The organism is Bacillus sp. REN3 (assembly GCF_017912555.1).
GTDB lineage: Bacteria > Bacillota > Bacilli > Bacillales > Cytobacillaceae > Mesobacillus.
Map to the genome: position 1 here is coordinate 25,764 of NZ_JAERSD010000012.1, position 18,792 is coordinate 44,555.

Sequence of the window (18,792 nt, forward strand, 5' to 3'; positions counted from 1 at the left end):
TCCTAACACTTCCTCTCAAAGTGGACCAGCTCGGGCTTCCCGGCCTGGATTCCCCTGACAAGGGCAATATGGGCCCGGGTGACGAATAACTGTGTCCTGAAGGCGAAGATGGCTGTATCCCCCGTTTTCACTGTGAAATCTTCTGGTTTGCCTATTTTTCCATAGTAATCGATGGCTTCAGGAGCACATTCAAATGCCTGGACCTTTTGCTCCAAAATCGCTTCTTCATTGTCCGCAACAAGGCAGCCGGTGATGTTTGACCTTCCGTAATAGCCGCCGCCAATGACATAATGATGCTCCTCATCCTCATGGGAAACTTCTGTCACATAAATGATCGCCGGCTTCTCGGGAAGGTCCTTGTAAGCGTGCAAAGGAGTCGTTCCTGTCAGGGCATGTCCCGGCTCGCCATGTGTCACACCTTGCTCTGCCAAAAAGGGGATCGTTTCGCAGCTAGTCGCGCTTGGGCCATTGACCTGCTCTGCCTTCATCCCGTTTTCCTCCAGCATTTTCTTCGCTTTCAGCAGGGTAGTGAAATTTTCCGTCGGCTCCATCGCCTGAAGGTCCCGGGATAATTGGAAATTCGGGAAGGTGGTCACTCCGGCAACCCGGATTCCTGGCAATGCGGACAATTCGGCAAGGCTTCCGGGGAGGTTTTCCAACCGGAAACCACCCTCCTGTCCCGGATAAATGAGGTCGTTTTCTCCATAGACTTTTAAAAGAATGTCCTGGACCTTTCCTTGCCTGGCCGCTTCATTTGCTACCTGCTTTGCCCTCTCAATGGAAAAAACCGTGACCACTTCTGGGTTCCAGGATAAGGCTTCAGCCCATTGGTGCTTGCCTGGCTGGACGAGATGCCCAATATTGCCAATTGCCACACCTGCCTCAAACAATCTTTTCCCTTCATCGAATTCAACTGACACGGCTTTTTCAATGCCGTTATCAGCGATCAGCCGCCCGATTTGCGGAAGCCGGCCGAGCTGCTTGCTCATGAAATAAAGCTGTACGCCATGGGTCTTCGCTGATTGAGCGAGGAGACGGGCGTTTTCCTGTAAGACATCCAGGTCGATCACATACGTATTGGGCGGAATCCCGCCATTTTGATGAAGGGTGACTCCTGCCTGGATGAGTTTTGGGTTTCTCCTTTTCGTTACCTCTAAAAACACGAAGCTTGCCCCCTTACATTGGGATTCTCTGATGTTCAATCATTGTTCCTGCGCAGCCGGTATCGCCTTTTTCAGGATGTCGACAATCGTCGCTGCGCCGGCCTTCATCGGATTGATTCTCAAACCATACTCTTTCAGCTTCGGCTGCGACTCGATGAAGCTTCCCGATACCCGATAAATCATCGGGATGATTTCATATTTTGATTCCGCTCCGACTGGATGGGTTGCCGCTCCGCAGCTGTCGCTTAACGAAATCACTTTTTGGGCAATCGGCTGTTCAAGTTCGACAATCACATTTTTCGATTGGGCATTTGTCATGTAGGCAGCTCTTATTCCCGGCACCTCCCCTTCATTCAGGCGCCGGCACAGCTCCTCGACTTGCTCATTTTGAATCGCGAGTGAAACAGGGGCGAATGTCATCATCCGCAGCAGCTCCATCGCTTCATATCCCTGCACCTGCCCGCCGCCTGAATAGTTGCGTTCGTGGATGACATCGAGCGCTTCCTTTTTCCCGGCAATGATTCCAATTCCTTCGGGGCCAAGCACCTTGAAGCCAGAGAAGGTGGAATAGTCAGCGCCATACTCAACCCCGATTCCCGGTGTCTTGAATGCGCAATAGTTATCATCGACGACGATCGGAAGATCCGGGCGGCTTGCCTTAACCACCTCGATCACCGCTTTCAGTCTGTAGGTATCCGTCGGCTGCTGACGGGCGTGCTGGATATAGAACACTTTGCAATCCGTCGTCTCCACCGTTTCGGCAACAGCGGCAAGGTCATTGAAGTCAACCTGCTCAGTATGGATACCGAGAATGCGGATGGTTTCTTTTGTCGTCGTATAGACCGGGGCAGTATGGATCAGCATTTTATCACCAGCAGATAAGAGCGCGCTCAGGATCATGCGGATCGCTCCTGTTCCCGCACCCCTGGCAAGCGCGCAAGCCTCCGTTCCGAAAAAATCGGCAATCGCCCGTTCGACCCGTTCCGTTTGCTCGGGCCGTTTCCACTTAGGGGAGACGCCTAAATCTCCCATCGATAAAAATTGCTTCCCTTCGAAATGGCGGCTCATCATATGGACAAGCTTGAATTGCAGTTCTTTCGCTTCTTCAATGGACAGACTCGGCAGTACCGAATCTGCATATTTCAACGTCTTTGCATCATAGCCGGACATTCATGATCTCTCCTTTACGGAAAAAGCGCGGGCTGGATTGGCGATCAAGAATTGGTCGATCGTTTCCTGGGACACGCCTTGTTCTTTCAGTCTTGGAATGAAGTCCCTGAGAACCAGCCCATACCCAGGGCCGCCATGCTTCTTCCAATGGGATTTCCTCGTCAGGTCTGCAGATAGGAGGATTTGTTCTTCAAACCCCCGCTTGATGAATTCAAGCAGGAAGTCAACCCGTTCCTCGTCCGGCCTGTAATTCACCTTGCCGATTGTATCGAAATCAATATAAACTCCAGTTTCCAGGACAGACAGGACTTCAGCGAAATTCGGGTTCAAATCCTGGTGGCCGATAATGATTTGATTGGCGGGGAGCCCATGGGCTGTCAGGAGCTGGACTTGTTCATATCCAAGCGTTCCCAGCGTTGTATGGGTCGTCACGGGGAGGCCTGTTTCCCTGCCGGCCAGTGCGGCGCCAATCAGCAGCTCCCGCTCAATCGGTTTGATCTCATTTTTGCTTGTGCCGACTTCGCCGATGACACCGGGCAAAATCCCGGTGCCATCAATTCCTTCTTTCGCTTCTTTGATAAAATGCGCGGCGAACTGGCCAGCTGACCAATTTTGGGCATACTCCGGGATGAAAGGGTCCTTGTAAAACCCTGTACACGCAATGATGTGGACGCCGGATTGCTCGCTTAGCCTTTTAAGCCGCAAAACATCCCGCCCCATCCCATCATTCGTGACCTCGACCATCGCCCTTCCGCCTTCACGGCGGAAATCGCGCAGTTCCTCCAGCATACCGGGTTCATCATCAAGAATGGTATCCGGATCTTTTTTTATCCGGGAAAGGTCAATCGATAAATGCTCATGAACAGAGCAAATCCCCAGTTCTTCAGGTCTGATCTTTCCTAAAACCGTTTGAATCATCTGCTGCACTTCCTTTATCCATGTATTGCGGTTATTGAGGGATTGCCATCAAACCAAGCGCAACGAGGATGTTGGCAATGATTCCTACAGCAATCGCGCCTACAGGCCCTACTGCCATCCTGACAATCGGACGGCCAGCAACTTCGTTCAGCAGGTAAAAGCCTGCTATGAAGAAGAAACCGAATCCAGGAGCGATGGCGTTTGCGGCATTCGCGCCGCCGATCAATAGGGCGACTTCCAAAATCTTTGTCATCGCGCTGCGGATATTTTCCCCCGAGTTGCGGACACCAGGATATTTATCCAGGAATCTCGCGATTGAGCTTAACAGCATGACTTCCCCGAAAATGACGATGGCACCGCCAATCAAAGCGACCCAGACATTAGGCGAGAATAAGCCAACAACGAAAATCAGCGTGAAGCCAACAGGGCTATAGACCCCTGTCGCAATTGCCGTACTTGCGACCAGCGGGATGAACCCAAGCGCGCGGGCAGCCGCGGCAATCCCAGCATCGGCATTCTTGCCTTCTGCCAGCAGGTTAAGGGAAATCGGGTCCCCGGCCATCACGGCGAGATTCGTCGCTGCTGCGATCAAACCGCCGATCACCATGAAAAAGGCGACATTCTTTTTGATTTTGGCTACTTTGTCACTGAAAACAGCGGCAAGGTCGATGGATGCACCTTCATCCCGCTTTTCTTTCATGGCGAATACTAATAAAAAGACCATTCCTGTTATGAGTGCCATCCCTTCCTGGTTCAACGTGACCGCTGTTCCGGAAACCGTCAGCAATTTGCTTGTATTCAGCCAAACAGCCAGCTGCCTGACTAGCGCAGAAACAATAAATGTGATGACTCCTTTTTTCACGCTGAACTGCATGGCGACAGCCAGCGCCGGGAATGCCATGAAGGTGACAACGACAGGGGCGCCGACCTGGCCCATCGCATCCATGAAATTAAGTGGAAGATGATCGAATAACTTGACGAAGCCTTCCAAACCGACAAGCAGGCCAGCTCCATAGGCACCGCCGATCACGGCCGCCGCAGGTGTCCCCCATTTGTTTTTCGGTGTCAAAAGGCCGATGATGTCCGTTCCAAGGAGGATACTGTGGACAAGGATGATACTTGCAGAAAGCGTAAAAGGAATCCCGAATCCAATTACAAGGCCAAAGCTCATCGCAAAAGCCGTGAACGCCAGATCCCTGCGGTTCAGACGCCCCTCAGTGTGTTCAGAAACAATCGGGCGCAGCCCGTCATTGAACACCGCAATGTTCATATTGGCCAATACGGCGGCCACAGCGCCGATCAAGACAATCAATGTCATTTCCATTCCGATTTCCCCCCAGATTACTAGTTTTTATTTTTGATTGCTTCGAGAATCATTGGGACAGCAGCCTCTTTATGGTCAGCTGTGAACCCGAAAGCAACCTTCCCTTCGTTGACAGCGCTTACAACCTTTTCAGCAACCGGCTTCTTGCCAGGCATCGATACCGTTTCGCATTTCGGCTTGCCAAGGAGGGCAATCGCCATCGCAAGCGCTCCGCCGCCTCCTGTATGGCAGGCCCCAAGATAATAATCCGCCTGGCCGGATTTGAGTGCCATCGCAGCATCCAGGTCAGACTTGATGACCGTTTCAATCGTGCTGTCATATTCCTTTACTAAACTTTCAATCTCTTTTTTATCCACTTGCCCGCCAATCACAATTTTCATTCTTTCATTCCTCCCTCAAATTGCTGTAATACAGTTGTGTAATGAATCAATAAATAGTCCCATTCTTCCTTTGGCAATGCGTCCCGATGGAGTTCCTCAATCCTGCCGATTTGATGGAGCGCATCTGGATAAAACTTTGATGTTTTGATTTCCTCGAGGATGCCAGACATTGGCGCCCCGATTTCTTCCCCCCTTTCAATGCGTGTGATGGCCGTTGCCAAATGGGTAAACAGCATTTCTGAATTCGGGATGTCTTCTGTTTGCAGCTTTTCCTGCAGCTGTCTGAAAGCTTGCTTCGCCAGATCGGCAGCCCGAAAAGAAATCACGTCATTTTCCGCTAGAATTTTTACCCTTTCATTTAATTCTTCTGTATTCATTCTTTCGCCTCCAGTATACTGTATTTAGTATATTCATCCGATAAGAAACAAGAACTTCTTGTTCCTTAATAGTGGGGATGTTTTTTTCCTGATAAAACTAGATTTTGTACTTGTTTCACTTGTTCGGTATCAATCAGCTCAAGCTGCTGTTTAATTCGTTCACGCACGGATTCTGCCACCATCACGGCTGTTGTTGCCTTAGCAGCGAGCTGCCGGGCTTTTTCGGAATGGAAATCAGATGAAGTGAACGCTTGCCACGTTTTTTCCTCATCCGCATTCCAGACAGCGGCATCAATGATTCCTTTGCTGAGCATCGAGAACAGCTGCATGTATCCCGCCTGGACGAGTTCTACGTTCTTCCCTTCGCATTCCAGCAAGGTGAGTTCAGCCTGGTCCACAGAAGAATAGTCGATTCCTACTTTCATGCCACCAACAATGCTATGATGGCGTTCATCGGAGAAAAAAATTTTATGGGAGGTTACATACGTCTCAGGTCCAAATGTTTTGCAAATCTCAAGCCCGTCAATTTTCCGCATCGCCTCTTCCGCTGCCAGTAGCGACATGATCGCGAAGTCATATCGACGCGACTTCAGCGCCTCGGTTCTTGGTATCGCTCCGCGCATATAGGCCAGTCCAGTTCGTTGATTGATCCTCTCAAGCGATTCTATGATTCCGGTCGCCAGTCCCTCATATTTCCGTGAATATGGAAGGGGCATGACGCCAATCACTGGCCCGATGCCTGCCACTTCATACAGGAGAGTTTGATCGCTCCTTACCAGATAAGTGCCTAAATGGCCCCGTGGCTCCAGCTTGATTGCCCGCATTTCTTCCAGGATTTTCAGCGCTCCCTGGACAGTCCCCCTGCCCAGTGACAGTTTCCCGGCAAAATCGCTGACCCGGGGAATCCTTTGGCCGACAGCCACATCGATCAATTCTTTGGCAATGTATTTCGCTGCCAAACCATGCTTGGAATAGAGGGATTCCTCGATTCGACTCATACTACCACAACCTCGACATCAATATACAATATTCTGTACATTTAAAGTATAACGGATGCGCTTTCAATAAACAAGTGCCTCAGTAAATTTGCCGAAAATCTTTCCCGCTTTTTTTCTACGATGTTCGACATGATTTGTCGCAATCTTTTTTGTAAATTCCATTCTATTATGTTATATAATTCCATCTAAGCAATCTATTAATTTTACAAAGGAGTATCGGATGAAAAAGAAAAAGTGGCTCTCTATGACTCTCGTTTCCATGTTAGCCTTTTCTAGTTTATTACAGGCAGGTGCAAGCCCAGGTTCTGCCGAAACGGCTGCGAAGACACGCAAAAGCCAGTTGGCAACCAATTCAAGAGTAAACAGTTTAAGTGTTGGAGTACCACCTGGAAAGAAGATCAAAAGTTCGCTGGCAGAAAGATTGCAAGAAAGAAAATCAGGCAAGACAGACCAGCAGGAAGCAGTTCCAGGAGAATTGATCATCACTTATAAGAAAAATGCTACCCCTGAGAAAATCAGTTCCCTCTATAAAAAATATTCATTGAAAAAGGGCCAGCAATTCAAATCATTGAATTCAGAGGTCGTCAAATTCCCATCCGGGAAGAAAATGGCTGATTATCTAAAGGAGATGAAGGGCAATCCTGCTGTCGAGTCCGTCCAGCCGAATTATAAATATTATTCCGCAGGCTCGGATATCGCTCCTAATTATGATGACCAGCTATGGGGGCTGAACAATAAAGGACAGGCCATCAAAGGGACATCCGGCGTGCCTGATATTGACATCGATGCCCCGGAATCCTGGTCCAAATTCAGGAACTTGAAAGAAGTTGTAGTGGGTGTCATCGATACAGGTGTTGACATTAACCATCCGGACCTGAAGTCGAGGATTTGGACGAATCCAGGCGAAATCCCTGGTGACGGCATTGACAACGATAAGAATGGATTTATCGACGATGTCCATGGATGGGATTTCTATAACAATGATGGTACGGTCTATGACCCGCTTGACGGCGATGAGCATGGCACCCATGTATCCGGAACGATTGCGGCTGCCCTTGAAGGGGGAAGCCTTGCCACAAATACCGGCGTTGCCGGCGCGGCGCCGAATGTGAAAATCATGCCGATCAAATTCCTTGGCCCTATGGGTGGGAATACGGCCGGTGCCATCGCAGCCATTGAATATGCGAAGAAAATGGGCGTGAAAATCACAAATAACAGCTGGGGCGGCGGCGAATACGACCCACTGCTAGAAGAAGCGATTTCAAGCTGCGGCTGCCTCTTCGTCGCTGCAGCCGGAAATGATGGCATGGACATCGATGAAGGCGGCGCTTATCCTGCCAATTTTGAAAGCCCCAATATCCTTTCGGTGGCTGCGCTGACTAATCAGGGCAAGCTTGCCTGGTTCTCAAATTACGGGAAACGTTCGGTGGATGTCGCTGCCCCTGGCTCTGCCATCCTGAGCACAGTCCCGAAATTCCCGATTGATGAAATCAAGAAAGTAATCGGCGATTTTGGTGCATTTGTCCAGGTTGATGGAGCAGAATCCGGATTCAAAGCAGCAGTGGATGGAATCGGGTTTGAAAAGCTCTCCGGCAGCGAGCGCCAATCCGCTTTTAACAAAACAATGGATTACCTGCTGGCAGACAAAGCAAACTCCAAGGTCCTCATCGTCCAGGATGATGAGCACGACCTAGCTGAAGAATTCAAGGGAGAACCTGAGCTTGAAGCCTATTTCCAGGACTTCCTCCCAGTATATGAAGACTTGTTGAAAAATTATGGTGCGTCATTTGACACAATCACGGTCGATTCCTCATCCGCCCTTGAAAAATCCCTCGGTGGACAGAAGCTTGCCGATTACCAGGCGGTAATCTGGTTTACAGGGAACGGATTCGGAATCAATACGGATGACTGGAGAACACTTCTTGACAGCGATATTGCACAGCTTGAAGCTTACTTAAAAACAGGCGGGAACCTGCTGCTTTCCGGACAGGATGCTCTATTGGGCCTCGAAGATTCAAAGTTTTTGAAGTCCATGCTGAACCTGACTGTCTATCCTGATATGGCTCCGCATATGAATGCAGCAGGCTTGCCTGGGTCGATCTTTGAAGGTTCGGAATTCAAGGTCAGCAATGAAGTGATGCTTTTCCCTTCAGCTGATTTCATCAAGGCAAACAAGCCTAATGCAAAGCTTGCACTAGGATACTTTTCCGACTATAGCCAGGCGTATGACTACTACAGCGGCACATCGATGGCAGCGCCGCATGCCACAGGAGCAGCAGGCATGTTCGCGGGGCTCTATCCAAGCATGCCGCCAGAGTTCGCAAAACTTTATTTGAGCCACCAGGGGGTTGCGCTTCCTGGTTTGAAAGGGCTCGCCGGAACAGGTAAAATCGTAAAGTCTTCAAAGATTGATTCATTCAACGACAATACCATTCCAGGATTGCCGCTGACAAAGAATATCCAGCCAGGCAGCCTTGATGCCGTTTCCGATAAGGACGATGTTTTCGCTGTGATGCTAGAGGAAGGTGAAGCACTTAACCTCGCTTTGAATGGAAAGGCGGGAACGGATTTTGATCTGTATGTCTACCATGAGGAATCGGAGAATGTCCAGAACGCCAATGGATTGGTGGCCTTTTCCGAGAATGAGGGAACATCCGATGAAGCGATCCAATTCATCGCGCCAGTGACCGGGTTTTATTTCGTCAATGTCTATGCCTACAAGGGGAAAGGCGATTATAAGCTTGCAGCCGGAAACTTTGGGGGGATTTACGAAAACGAGTCACCTGTTATTGGTTATCAAGGCGAATGGGATGTCTCAATGGAGCCAGACCATTCCAACTCTGCCGCCAGTTTCTTGAACTCGCCTGGTGAAGCCCATTTCTCTTTTGTCGGGTATAGCTTTGAGTGGCAGGGCTTCAAAGATGCCAAGCAAGGAATGGCCGAGGTCTACATCGATGGAGTGAAACAGAAGCCAGTGTCGCTCTACTCCCCTTCTTTCAAGGCGAAACAAAGCATTTTCAAGAAAGATTTTGGCTCGTACGGCAAACATAAAGTGAAAATTGCCTGGACAGGCAGCAACGACCCTGCTGGCAGGAAAAGTGCCGCGGGAATCAACGTCGACCGTTTCATCGTCAAGAGCAATCCGATTAAGCCAGCGGTCTCCTATCACAAAGATAAGAAACTGCCCGTTATCACATGGTCTGCCGTCAAGTGGACTGGCTTGGCCGCTTATCATGTTTATCGTAAAGAAGCGTCAAAACCCGGTTTTATCAAGATTGGCACAACATCTTCCCCATCCTATGAGGACAGGACCGCGGGCGCTGGAAAGGTCTATCAATATGCGGTTTCCGTGGTGGTGAACGGTGAGGAAACACCGATGTCAAGCCTATCTGCAGCCTACCAATACGATGATGACATCAAGAGCAGCGTTCCATGGAAGACCAGCAAACCAAAAGGCACATTGAATGTATCTTTGAAGGATACGCACGATGTCTGGAAAAAACGCCTTGAAAAAGGGAAAACGTATGAAATCCTTCTGGCCGGCCCTTCCGGCAGCGATTTCAACTTGAGCGTGTTCAAACCTGGCACTTCTACAATTTACGGAACAAAGCCGGCAGCAATAGCAGCCACTTCGAAGCCAAGCGAGCGAATCGTATTCAAGGCGCCGGCAACAGGGGATTACTACTTCGTTCCAAGTGCGAAAACTGGTTCGGGCCAGTATACATTGACGATGAGTGTCCAGGTGACTCAATCCGTCGAGATTGGCTCCTCGCTTGTAAAACGGACTGGAAAATGGGAAGCCAAGAAGTTTGCAAAGGCATCGGGCGGATCGATTTTACAATCGAACAAGGCCAAGAGCTCTGCCAAATACACTTTCAAAGGCACAGGGGTGTCAGTGCTGGCCATGAAAGATTCAGCATCCGGCTTTGCCGACATCTACCTGGATGGCAAAAAGGTGAAGACTGTTGACTTGTATTCAGCAACACGCCGTTACAAGCAGCCAATCTACACCGCTAAAAACCTTAGCAATAAATCCCACACGATTACCATCATCGTGAAGGAAAAGAAACGAAAGGCATCCAAAGGCAAATATGCTAAAATCGATGTCCTGAAGATCACCAAATTCGTCGAGGCCAAATAATAGAGTACAGAGCGGTCCAAAAGCCATCCTTGCAGATGGCTTTTTTTTAGGAAGTTTTTATCGAAGCACGCCCACTCCTGGCTGACGATGTTCAGTATTTTTCACGGGTAAAGGAACATTATTGGCCGGACGGCAATCTCCGTATCCACAACAAAAAAGGGCAACGATCCGCTGCCCTTTTTTGCCTCGTTATTTATCCTTGATCTCCAACAGCTTCAGCCGCAGTTCATTCTCCATCGTAGACAGGTCTTGTTCTGCCTGGCGGCGCTTCACCCGGCCTTCTTCCTGGATCCTCAAGGTTTCTTCCAGGGTGGTGATCAGGTTTTCCTGTGTTTTCTTCAGTGTTTCGATATCGACGATGCCGCGTTCGTTTTCCTTCGCGGTTTCGATTGTGTTTGTCTTCAGCATCTCGGCGTTTTTCAGGAGTAGTTCATTTGTCGTTTTCGACACCTGTTTTTGCGCTTCGACTGCATGGCGCTGCCTGATCAATGTCAGGGCAATGGCCACCTGGTTTTTCCAGAGAGGGATCGCCGTGACAATGGAAGACTGGATCTTTTCGACCAACGCCTGGTTGGTGTTCTGGATCAGGCGGATCTGCGGCGCGCTCTGGATCGTGATCTCCCTGCTTAGCTTCAAGTCGTAAAGACGTTTATCAAGGCGGTCCGCAAATTGGATCATATCGTTTACTTCCTGGAACTTCATCTGGTCCTGCGTCTGTTCGGCGGCGCGCTTCAGCTCGGGAATCGTTTTATTGTGCAGCTCTTCCAGCTTAAGTTCCCCGGCAGCAATGTACACGTTCAACGCATGGAAATATTCCTTGTTCGTCTCATACAATTTCTCGAGCATGCCAATATCCGAAAGAAGCACATTTTTGCTCCTTTCGAGTTTGACACTGATCCGGTCGATCTGCGCTCCAGTCTTCTGGTACTTTGATAAGATTTCCTGGACAGAGCCTGAAATCTTTCCAAACATCCGGGATAGGAACGATTTCTTTTCCATGCTCAATTCCTCTGGGTTCATATCGCTAAGCCGTTTCATCAAATCGTTGATGATTTCGCCGACTTCGCCAACATCCTTTTTCTGTACATGTTCGAGCATCGCATGGGAGAACGTCAGCAGCTTGCTTTGCGCCTGTGTGCCATACTGGATCATCGCCTGATGGTTCTTCGGGTCTATTTGTTCAGCCAATTGGTAAGCCCTTGCCCTGTTTTCCTCAGGGATGACATCAATCAGTTTTACTGGCCTTGCTTCCTGCTGCCGCGCGGTCTGCATCTGCATTTCTGGTCCATCCCCGAACGGATTGGCAAGGATATCATCCATGATGTGATCTGTGTCCTTCAACAGATTGGTATTCTTTTCGTCCATTATTTCAACCTCCTGGTTTCGTCAGGAATTTCGTCCAGCTTTTTGATGGAATGCCTGGCAACATCGATTTCGAAGTTGAGGTGGTCGAGATCATCGGAAAGGATATACTGCATATCCTTTTCCACGGCCTTAGTCAGTTCCTTCAATGTATATTGGGTCTCATACAACGATTGCTCCAGTTCCCTATTCGTTCCGGGCTGGGAAGAAAGGAACGCATACTTTTCGGATAGTTCAACGACAGAGTCCAGATGTGAAAAATAAAACTTCTCCGCTTTATAAAACCTCCGCGGCTCCCTTTTGCTTAACCTTTGGATGCTTTTGATCATCCGCAAAAGTTCCATCCTCTGTTTAAGCGAACGGATATGGCGGACCGTGAAAAGAGCCTTTTGCAGCCTGTTGATTTTCTGCTGTGCATCTATAAGATTCTTCCTGATGTATCTGTATTCCTTCTTTGTCAGGCCATGCTTTTTCAGGAAAAGGCGGTTCATGTACGCGCCAATGCCCATATAGACCACGCCGCCCCCGATCAAAGCATATAAAGAAGAAAGCAGGAACGTCTGGTCAAACCCAGCGAAACTGACCAGCCAAACGAAGACGGAAGACGGGATTGCTACAGCTGTCCGGACTATGAACGAAACAAATGTATTCATATACATCGACTCTCCTATTTAGAATCCTTCCTATTACTACGGATAGGTGGAAACGAATGTTTCAGTAAAAGATAAAAAACGTTTTCCTTATTTATACAATACTCCATCCTGCACCCCATTTCCACCGACCGCATCCGTAATTCAAACTAGGGCTTGAGACGTAGGGCAGGACAAAAATTCGACAGTCTCCTTCCCAGATTGATGAATTGCTTGGGAATTTGTAGAAACTTTTGTTGTTTCATTTACAGGAGAAGGCGGTATATAGAGATTACAGGAACAAAAGTAAAAATCATACAATTAAAGGGGTGTGATCAAATGAAAGTCAAAGCCGGAAGCTGGAGTATGCTGAGCCCACAAGAAAAACTATTATTACTGACCGTCATCAGCAAACAAAACAAGAAAGGCAGCAAACATGAATGAACTTTCCACAATCAGTGCCTGACCCCCGGCACCGGAACCAGTGTATCCGCCTGGGTCAGGCACGAAAGACTTTTAATCCAGCATTTCAAATACTGAAACTTCCAATCTTCTCCTTCCTCAAATTCCTCTCTCTATGTCGGGATATTTATATTTTTGTCACAATTAAATTTCAACCCCCAGCTTGCGGATTTGACCTTTTTTGACATTCCAAACAGTTATATTACGCGATTTTCAGGAAAAAAATGATGTTTCCAGGAAGATTTTTAGGCTTTATGCAAAAACTTGTAATCTAAATGTAATTTTCCTGTTATTCGCCTGTAACCCCGCTCGCTATATACTATGTTTAAATCTGACATACGGGGGTAAACTTACTTGTTTAAGAGAATACTAGCAGCACTTTTGCTTTTCACTTTAGTAGCAACTGTTGCACCGTCGATCGATAAAGCCTCTGCCTCTGGAAAAACGTATTATGTGAAAATCGATTCAGGTTCCCTGAATGTAAGGAAAAAACCTTCTACTTCCGGCGCCATTGTCGCCAAACTGGCAAAAGGCCAGCAGTTGACTGTTAGCTCCCAGTCCAAGGGATGGGCGCAGGTTACAGCCAAAGGGAAAAAAGGGTATGTAAGTTCGAAATATATCGCTCCAAAGAGCGTTTCAAAGGCGCCTGCAAAAAAGGCAGCTGCAAAAAAAGCTTCCGCAGCGAGCAATTATAAAGCGACGGCCATCTCCGTAGCCAAGAGCAACCTTGGGGTCAAATACAAATGGGGCGGAAACACTCCAAGCGGGTTTGACTGTTCGGGATTGGTTACCTACTCATTCAGCAAGGCTGGCGTTTCCCTGCCGCGCACAGCTGCAGACATGTACAGCAGAGCCGGTACAAAGGTAACCTCTTATCAGCCGGGAGATTTGCTGTTCTACGCAACAGGCGGCGGAAAAAGAGTAACACATGTAGCGATCTACATAGGCAATGGCCAAATGATCCACTCTGTTACAAATGGCGTTTCCTATTCAAGCCTGAATAACTCATACTGGAAAAAAAGATTTATTGGCGCAAAAAGATTATAGAACATTCAAAGTGGCTGTACGAGGCCACTTTTTTTATTTGGGCCATGCATGGAAATGAAGGCCAACTGCTTGCTCCAGTGATTCCACGCCATAAAAAACAGGCAGCTTTAGTGATGAGCTGCCTGCTTTAGGTTAAGACTCTGTTATTTTTTGATCAATTCCAGTTCTACTGGGATGAATTCTTCAACTTTTTCTTCTTTGTTGACTTTGATTGCGGTCTTGACTGCTTCCTGGCCGATCAATTCAGGCTTTTGGGCGACAGTCGCACCCATTTTTCCATCCTCGACTGCTTTTACTGCGTCGTCTGTTGCATCGAATCCAACCACGATGACGTCATCAAGTCCTGCTGCTTTCAATGCCTCGATCGCTCCTAATGCCATTTCGTCATTGTGCGCGAAAACGGCCTGGATGTCTTTTTTGCTTTGAAGGATGTTTTCCATTACAGAAAGTCCTTTGGAACGGTCAAAGTCCGCAGGCTGCTTTGCGACAACCTCGATTCCATTTTCGCCTGCTATTGCTTCATTAAAACCTTTTCCGCGTTCCCGGGCCGCCGAAGACCCTGGGATTCCTTCCAGCTCAACTACCTTCCCCTTGCCGCCAAGCTTTTCAGCGAGGAACTCTCCAGCCATTTTACCGCCAGCAGCATTATCTGAGGCGATGTGGGCGATGACTTCTCCGCCGTCAGCACTTCTATCCACCGTGATGACGGGGATGTTTGCATTGTTGGCAGACTCAATCGCTGCTGCGACAGCGGCAGAATCAGTCGGGTTCACCAGCAGGATATCCACTCCGCGCTGGATTAAATCTTCAATATCACTTACCTGCTTCGCTGAATCGTTTTGTGCGTCAACTGTTGTAATGTCAATGCCCTGTGACTTCGCTTCCTCTTCGGCGCCCTCTTTCAATGTCACAAAGAACGGATTGTTCAGCGTTGAAATCGAGAGGCCGATTTTGATTTTCTCATCCTTCTTCTTGCCTTCAGACTCCTTCGGACCTTGTTCAAGCGAACATCCCGCAAGGAGCGCAACTGCCAGAATCGCTAACAAAAAACCTTTCAACAGACCTTTCATTCGTGAATCCCCCTTTAAATTTTTATTATTAAGCCGCTTTTTTGCGGTCCAATAATACTGCAAGCAAAATGACGCCGCCTTTTACAACCTGCTGGTAAAATGATGAAACATTCAACAGATTCAAGCCATTGTTCAGGACCCCGATGATCAAGGCGCCCACCAGCGTCCCAAAAATCCAGCCCCGGCCGCCTGAGAGACTCGTCCCGCCCAACACGACTGCGGCAATGGCATCAAGTTCGTATGACGCCCCGGCTGTCGGCTGTGCTGAATTCAATCTCGATGTCAGTGTAATGCCGGCAAGCGCGGATAAAAGCCCGGCAAGCGAATACACGCCAATTTTGATGCGGTCAACCCTTAAACCTGATAGCAAGGAAGCTTCTTCATTTCCGCCAATGGCGTAAACTCCTCGTCCAAATGTGGTTTTTCGCAGGATGAAATAGAGGATCCCGTAAGAAACCAGCATGGTGACAACCGGGAATGGGATCCCTAAGAAATACCCTTTCCCAAGCATCTGGAAGGACACTGCATCCGAAAGCCCTGTAATCGGACGCCCCTCAGTATACACAAGAGTGAGTCCGCGGAAAATCGTCATAGTCGCAAGTGTCGCAATGAACGGAGCGACTTTCCCTTTCGTGATGATCAGACCATTCACGGCTCCCATGGCCGTACCGGCTAATAAACCGATCAGCAAAGCAAGGATCGGATCGGTCCCGCCTGCAAGCATCCCGGCTGTCAATGCAGAGGACAGTGCGAGGATGGAGCCGACTGACAGGTCGATTCCCCCGGTTAGAATGACAAATGTCATTCCATAAGCGATCAATGCATTGATCGATACCTGCCGAAGGACGTTAAAGATGTTATTGACTCTTAAAAAGTCCGGGCTCATTACAGATAAAATAATCAAGATTAAGAATAAGCCGATTAGCGGTCCGAGCTTTTGGAAGATACTAATTTTTTTCATGGATATTCCCCCCTGTGGCGGCCTGCATGATTTTTTCCTGGTCCGCTTCCTGTCTGTCAAAAATAGCTGTCATTTTCCCTTCATGGATGACCATGACGCGATCACTCATTCCAAGTATTTCAGGCAATTCGGATGAAACCATGATGATTGCGACACCTTTCTCTGTCAGTTCATTCATGATGGAATAGATTTCTTTCTTCGCTCCGACATCGACTCCGCGGGTCGGTTCATCGAGGATCAATACCTTCGGGTCAATGCCAAGCCATTTTCCGATCACGACCTTTTGCTGATTCCCACCGCTCAGGGATTTCACGATCTGTTCCCCGCCGGATGTCTTCACTTTCAATTTTTCAATCATGCCTTTTACGTAATCCGCTTCTTTTTTATCGGACATGAGTCCTTTCTTCGAAAACCTTTTCAAGCTCGGCAGGACCAGATTTTCACGGACGCTCAGGCCGAGGACAAGTCCTTCATCCTTGCGGTCTTCGGTAATGAAACCAATCCCGGCTTTGATGGCATCATATGGGTGCCTGATCTGTGCTTTGTTTCCGTCTATATAGATGCTGCCGCCCTTCAGCGGCCTTTTCCCGAAGATACCCTCCATGATCTCGGTCCTGCCAGCGCCCATCAGGCCTGCGACACCGAGGATTTCCCCGCTCCTGACAGAAAACGAAATATCCTCGAACGCTCCTTCGGCAGAAAAATCCTCGATGCGGATTTTTTCGTTCCCTGGCCTGGCTGATCTTGCCGGGAAACGTTCGCCCAGCTCCCTGCCGACCATCATTTTGACGATTTCTTCAAAGCTTGTGTCTTTGGTGATTTTTGTCCCTATCGATTGGCCATCCCTGAGCACGGTGATCCTGTCGCACATCCGGAAAATCTCTTCCATGCGATGGGAAATATAGACGATTCCCACCCCCTGCTCGCGGAGCCCGGAAATCACTTTGAACAAGGACTCGATTTCCCGGTCAGTCAAGGCCGCTGTCGGTTCATCCATGACCAGCACTTCCGAATTGGTGGCCACAGCCCTGGCAATTTCGATCATTTGCTGCTGTCCGACAGACAGGCTGCCTGCTACTTCCTCGGGATCAAGATCGATGCCAAGCCGTTTTAGATATTCCTTCGTTTTTTTCTTCATTTCCTTCGTCTTGATCAGCCCAGTTTTCCCGAAGGTGATTTCCTTGCCAAGGAACATATTCTCCGCCACGGTCAGATAGGGAATGATATTCAATTCCTGGTGGATGACCGTGATGCCCGCCAGCTCTGCTTCCTTAGCTGATTTGAAGCTTGCTTCCTTTCCTTTGACTTTGATTTCGCCAAGATCCTTCTGATAGATCCCAGTCAGGATTTTCATCAATGTCGATTTTCCCGCACCATTTTCCCCCATCAAGGCGTGAACTTCGCCTGTTTTCAGGTCAAAGTCCACTTTTTTCAAGACTTGGACAGGACCGAAGGATTTTGTAATCCCTTTCATTTTAATGATTTCAGAACCAGCCATTAGAAGATCACCCCGGAATGAAGAATGATATTTGCGTAAGGAGTTGCTTCCCCTGTTCGAATGACTGCCTTCGCTTTGGCTGTTTTCACCTTGAATTCCTCGTGAGGCACAGCCTCGATCTTCTCGAAACGGTTTTCTATCAATGCGGCAGTTCCAGGGTTTTTTTCAAAAATTTCTTCGGCAATGGTTACCTCTTCGATCGCCATATCCTCGATGATCGCTTCAAGCGTCTCCTTAAAACCTGGAGAACCGATTTTCAGGGCTAGGTCGATTCTTTTCACGCCTTCGGGGATGGGCAATCCGCAATCCGCGATCACAATCGTATCGGTGTGGCCCATGTTCGCTAAAACTTCTGCAATATGGCTGTTCAGGATTCCCTGCTTCTTCATGCTTCTTCACCCTTTCTCTGCTGAAGGAATGATTCAACTTCAGCCCTTGTCGGCATTCCAGACTGGGCGCCCAGCTTTGTGACGGACAAAGCTCCGGCAGCTGCGGCGATTTCGCAAGCCTCGCTTAACGGCCGATCCTCCAGGAGCGCAACAGCCAAGGCTCCGTTAAACGTATCCCCGGCACCTGTCGTATCGACGACCTCGACTTTGAAGCTATCTTGATGGATGCTTTCACCTTCATCGAAGAAGTCGACGCCTTCCGCCCCCCTGGTAATGATGAGCTTCTTCTTGATCAGATCCTGGTTTGCGGCGGACTGGAGCAGGAGCTCTGCTTCATATTCATTCGGTGTAATATAATCGGCATTTTCGATCAATGTTCCCGATAGCGGCTTAAAAGGCGCCGGATTCAGGATGACCTTCTTCTTATGCTTCTTGGCAAGTCCTGCCGCAAGTTCAACTGACTCCATCGGTATTTCAAGCTGGAGAAGGACAAGGTCGCTTGCCGCTATGACATCCTCATAGCCTGCCACCACTTCCGGCGTCAGATGGTCATTTGCTCCAGGGACGACGATGATCGAGTTTTCCCCTTCTGCCAAAATGATTGTCGCCACCCCGGTCTTTTCATGTGTAACCGGTTTCACATCGCTCACATCAATCTCATATTTTTGCAAATGCTGCAAGTACTCCTGGCCAAAAACGTCATCGCCAACAAGCCCGACCATCTTTACGTCTGCGCCCATTTTTGCTGCTGCTACAGCTTGATTGGCCCCTTTTCCGCCGGGAATCGTAAAAAATCGATTCCCGATGACGGTTTCTCCCATTTTCGGGACAATGTCCGTCTGTGTCACTAAATCCATATTGATACTGCCAATGACAGTGATTCTTTTCGCCATCATCCATGCC

Annotated in this window: 16 protein-coding genes; 2 read left to right on the plus strand and 14 right to left on the minus strand. The window is 48.7% G+C overall.

Annotated elements, in window-relative coordinates; all coding sequences use genetic code 11:
- Positions 1-2: 2 nt before the first annotated feature.
- The 7 genes from JJQ88_RS11960 to yhfZ form a co-directional block, all read right to left on the minus strand.
- Positions 3-1,163 (minus strand): YhfX family PLP-dependent enzyme, encoded by a 1,161-nt coding sequence (locus JJQ88_RS11960; RefSeq protein WP_210366133.1) that lies wholly within the window; start codon positions 1,161-1,163, stop codon positions 3-5.
- Positions 1,164-1,202: 39 nt separating this feature from the next.
- Positions 1,203-2,333, minus strand: a complete 1,131-nt coding sequence (locus JJQ88_RS11965) for an aminotransferase class V-fold PLP-dependent enzyme (protein ID WP_210366134.1) — start codon at positions 2,331-2,333, stop codon at positions 1,203-1,205.
- Positions 2,334-3,251 (minus strand): phosphotriesterase family protein, encoded by a 918-nt coding sequence (locus tag JJQ88_RS11970; protein WP_210366135.1) that lies wholly within the window; start codon positions 3,249-3,251, stop codon positions 2,334-2,336.
- 31 nt (positions 3,252-3,282) lie between these two features.
- Positions 3,283-4,575 (minus strand): YhfT family protein, encoded by a 1,293-nt coding sequence (locus JJQ88_RS11975; protein WP_210366136.1) that lies wholly within the window; start codon positions 4,573-4,575, stop codon positions 3,283-3,285.
- 20 nt (positions 4,576-4,595) lie between these two features.
- The gene (locus JJQ88_RS11980; protein ID WP_210366137.1) at positions 4,596-4,955 is read right to left on the minus strand and encodes a DUF2620 domain-containing protein; all 360 of its coding nucleotides are present in this window, start codon (positions 4,953-4,955) and stop codon (positions 4,596-4,598) included.
- Positions 4,952-5,332, minus strand: a complete 381-nt coding sequence (locus JJQ88_RS11985; RefSeq protein ID WP_210366138.1) for a PRD domain-containing protein — start codon at positions 5,330-5,332, stop codon at positions 4,952-4,954. The genes JJQ88_RS11980 and JJQ88_RS11985 overlap by 4 nt, the downstream gene beginning before the upstream one ends.
- Positions 5,333-5,397: 65 nt before the next feature.
- Complete coding sequence (gene yhfZ, locus JJQ88_RS11990; protein ID WP_210366139.1) at positions 5,398-6,330, minus strand: GntR family transcriptional regulator YhfZ; 933 nt, start codon at positions 6,328-6,330, stop codon at positions 5,398-5,400.
- 220 nt (positions 6,331-6,550) lie between these two features.
- Between yhfZ and JJQ88_RS11995 the strand changes: the two genes are divergently transcribed.
- The gene (locus tag JJQ88_RS11995) at positions 6,551-10,471 is read left to right on the plus strand and encodes a S8 family serine peptidase (RefSeq protein ID WP_210366140.1); all 3,921 of its coding nucleotides are present in this window, start codon (positions 6,551-6,553) and stop codon (positions 10,469-10,471) included.
- A gap of 189 nt (positions 10,472-10,660) precedes the next feature.
- Here the strand turns inward: JJQ88_RS11995 and JJQ88_RS12000 are convergent, their stop codons facing one another.
- Both JJQ88_RS12000 and JJQ88_RS12005 read right to left on the minus strand, forming a co-directional pair.
- On the minus strand, positions 10,661-11,836 hold the full coding sequence (locus tag JJQ88_RS12000; RefSeq protein ID WP_210366141.1) for a toxic anion resistance protein: 1,176 nt from the start codon (positions 11,834-11,836) through the stop codon (positions 10,661-10,663).
- Complete coding sequence (locus tag JJQ88_RS12005) at positions 11,836-12,486, minus strand: 5-bromo-4-chloroindolyl phosphate hydrolysis family protein (protein ID WP_210366142.1); 651 nt, start codon at positions 12,484-12,486, stop codon at positions 11,836-11,838. The genes JJQ88_RS12000 and JJQ88_RS12005 overlap by 1 nt, the downstream gene beginning before the upstream one ends.
- A 792-nt stretch (positions 12,487-13,278) precedes the next feature.
- Here JJQ88_RS12005 and JJQ88_RS12010 point away from each other — a divergent pair.
- Positions 13,279-13,971: a C40 family peptidase gene (locus JJQ88_RS12010; RefSeq protein WP_210366143.1), complete on the plus strand. Its 693-nt coding sequence runs from the start codon at positions 13,279-13,281 to the stop codon at positions 13,969-13,971.
- Positions 13,972-14,114: 143 nt separating this feature from the next.
- Here the strand turns inward: JJQ88_RS12010 and rbsB are convergent, their stop codons facing one another.
- Genes rbsB through rbsK form a run of 5 tightly spaced genes read right to left on the minus strand, consistent with a single transcriptional unit; the run spans position 14,115 to position 18,785 of the window.
- Positions 14,115-15,041: a ribose ABC transporter substrate-binding protein RbsB gene (gene rbsB / locus JJQ88_RS12015; RefSeq protein WP_210366144.1), complete on the minus strand. Its 927-nt coding sequence runs from the start codon at positions 15,039-15,041 to the stop codon at positions 14,115-14,117.
- 28 nt (positions 15,042-15,069) lie between these two features.
- Positions 15,070-16,002 carry an ABC transporter permease subunit gene (locus JJQ88_RS12020; RefSeq protein WP_210366145.1) on the minus strand — a complete coding sequence of 311 codons (933 nt, stop codon included), beginning with the start codon at positions 16,000-16,002 and terminating at the stop codon, positions 15,070-15,072.
- The gene (locus JJQ88_RS12025; RefSeq protein ID WP_210366146.1) at positions 15,989-17,500 is read right to left on the minus strand and encodes a sugar ABC transporter ATP-binding protein; all 1,512 of its coding nucleotides are present in this window, start codon (positions 17,498-17,500) and stop codon (positions 15,989-15,991) included. Before JJQ88_RS12025 ends, JJQ88_RS12020 begins: the two co-directional genes overlap by 14 nt.
- Positions 17,500-17,889, minus strand: coding sequence for a D-ribose pyranase (gene rbsD, locus JJQ88_RS12030; RefSeq protein WP_210366147.1), 390 nt, complete (start codon positions 17,887-17,889; stop codon positions 17,500-17,502). Before rbsD ends, JJQ88_RS12025 begins: the two co-directional genes overlap by 1 nt.
- On the minus strand, positions 17,886-18,785 hold the full coding sequence (rbsK, locus tag JJQ88_RS12035; RefSeq protein WP_210366148.1) for a ribokinase: 900 nt from the start codon (positions 18,783-18,785) through the stop codon (positions 17,886-17,888). The genes rbsD and rbsK overlap by 4 nt, the downstream gene beginning before the upstream one ends.
- Positions 18,786-18,792: the final 7 nt, after the last annotated feature.

Excerpts from the sequence above, each read along its gene's own strand:
- JJQ88_RS11995 (WP_210366140.1), top strand. The coding sequence starts at position 6,551 with ATGAAAAAGAAAAAGTGGCTCTCTATGACTCTCGTTTCCATGTTAGCC.
- JJQ88_RS12000 (WP_210366141.1), bottom strand. The coding sequence starts at position 11,836 with ATGGACGAAAAGAATACCAATCTGTTGAAGGACACAGATCACATCATG.
- yhfZ (WP_210366139.1), bottom strand. The coding sequence starts at position 6,330 with ATGAGTCGAATCGAGGAATCCCTCTATTCCAAGCATGGTTTGGCAGCG.
- JJQ88_RS11980 (WP_210366137.1), bottom strand. The coding sequence starts at position 4,955 with ATGAAAATTGTGATTGGCGGGCAAGTGGATAAAAAAGAGATTGAAAGT.
- rbsB (WP_210366144.1), bottom strand. The coding sequence starts at position 15,041 with ATGAAAGGTCTGTTGAAAGGTTTTTTGTTAGCGATTCTGGCAGTTGCG.
- rbsD (WP_210366147.1), bottom strand. The coding sequence starts at position 17,889 with ATGAAGAAGCAGGGAATCCTGAACAGCCATATTGCAGAAGTTTTAGCG.
- JJQ88_RS11965 (WP_210366134.1), bottom strand. The coding sequence starts at position 2,333 with ATGTCCGGCTATGATGCAAAGACGTTGAAATATGCAGATTCGGTACTG.
- JJQ88_RS11975 (WP_210366136.1), bottom strand. The coding sequence starts at position 4,575 with ATGGAAATGACATTGATTGTCTTGATCGGCGCTGTGGCCGCCGTATTG.
- JJQ88_RS12025 (WP_210366146.1), bottom strand. The coding sequence starts at position 17,500 with ATGGCTGGTTCTGAAATCATTAAAATGAAAGGGATTACAAAATCCTTC.
- JJQ88_RS11985 (WP_210366138.1), bottom strand. The coding sequence starts at position 5,332 with ATGAATACAGAAGAATTAAATGAAAGGGTAAAAATTCTAGCGGAAAAT.
- JJQ88_RS12020 (WP_210366145.1), bottom strand. The coding sequence starts at position 16,002 with ATGAAAAAAATTAGTATCTTCCAAAAGCTCGGACCGCTAATCGGCTTA.
- JJQ88_RS11970 (WP_210366135.1), bottom strand. The coding sequence starts at position 3,251 with ATGATTCAAACGGTTTTAGGAAAGATCAGACCTGAAGAACTGGGGATT.
- JJQ88_RS12005 (WP_210366142.1), bottom strand. The coding sequence starts at position 12,486 with ATGAATACATTTGTTTCGTTCATAGTCCGGACAGCTGTAGCAATCCCG.
- rbsK (WP_210366148.1), bottom strand. The coding sequence starts at position 18,785 with ATGATGGCGAAAAGAATCACTGTCATTGGCAGTATCAATATGGATTTA.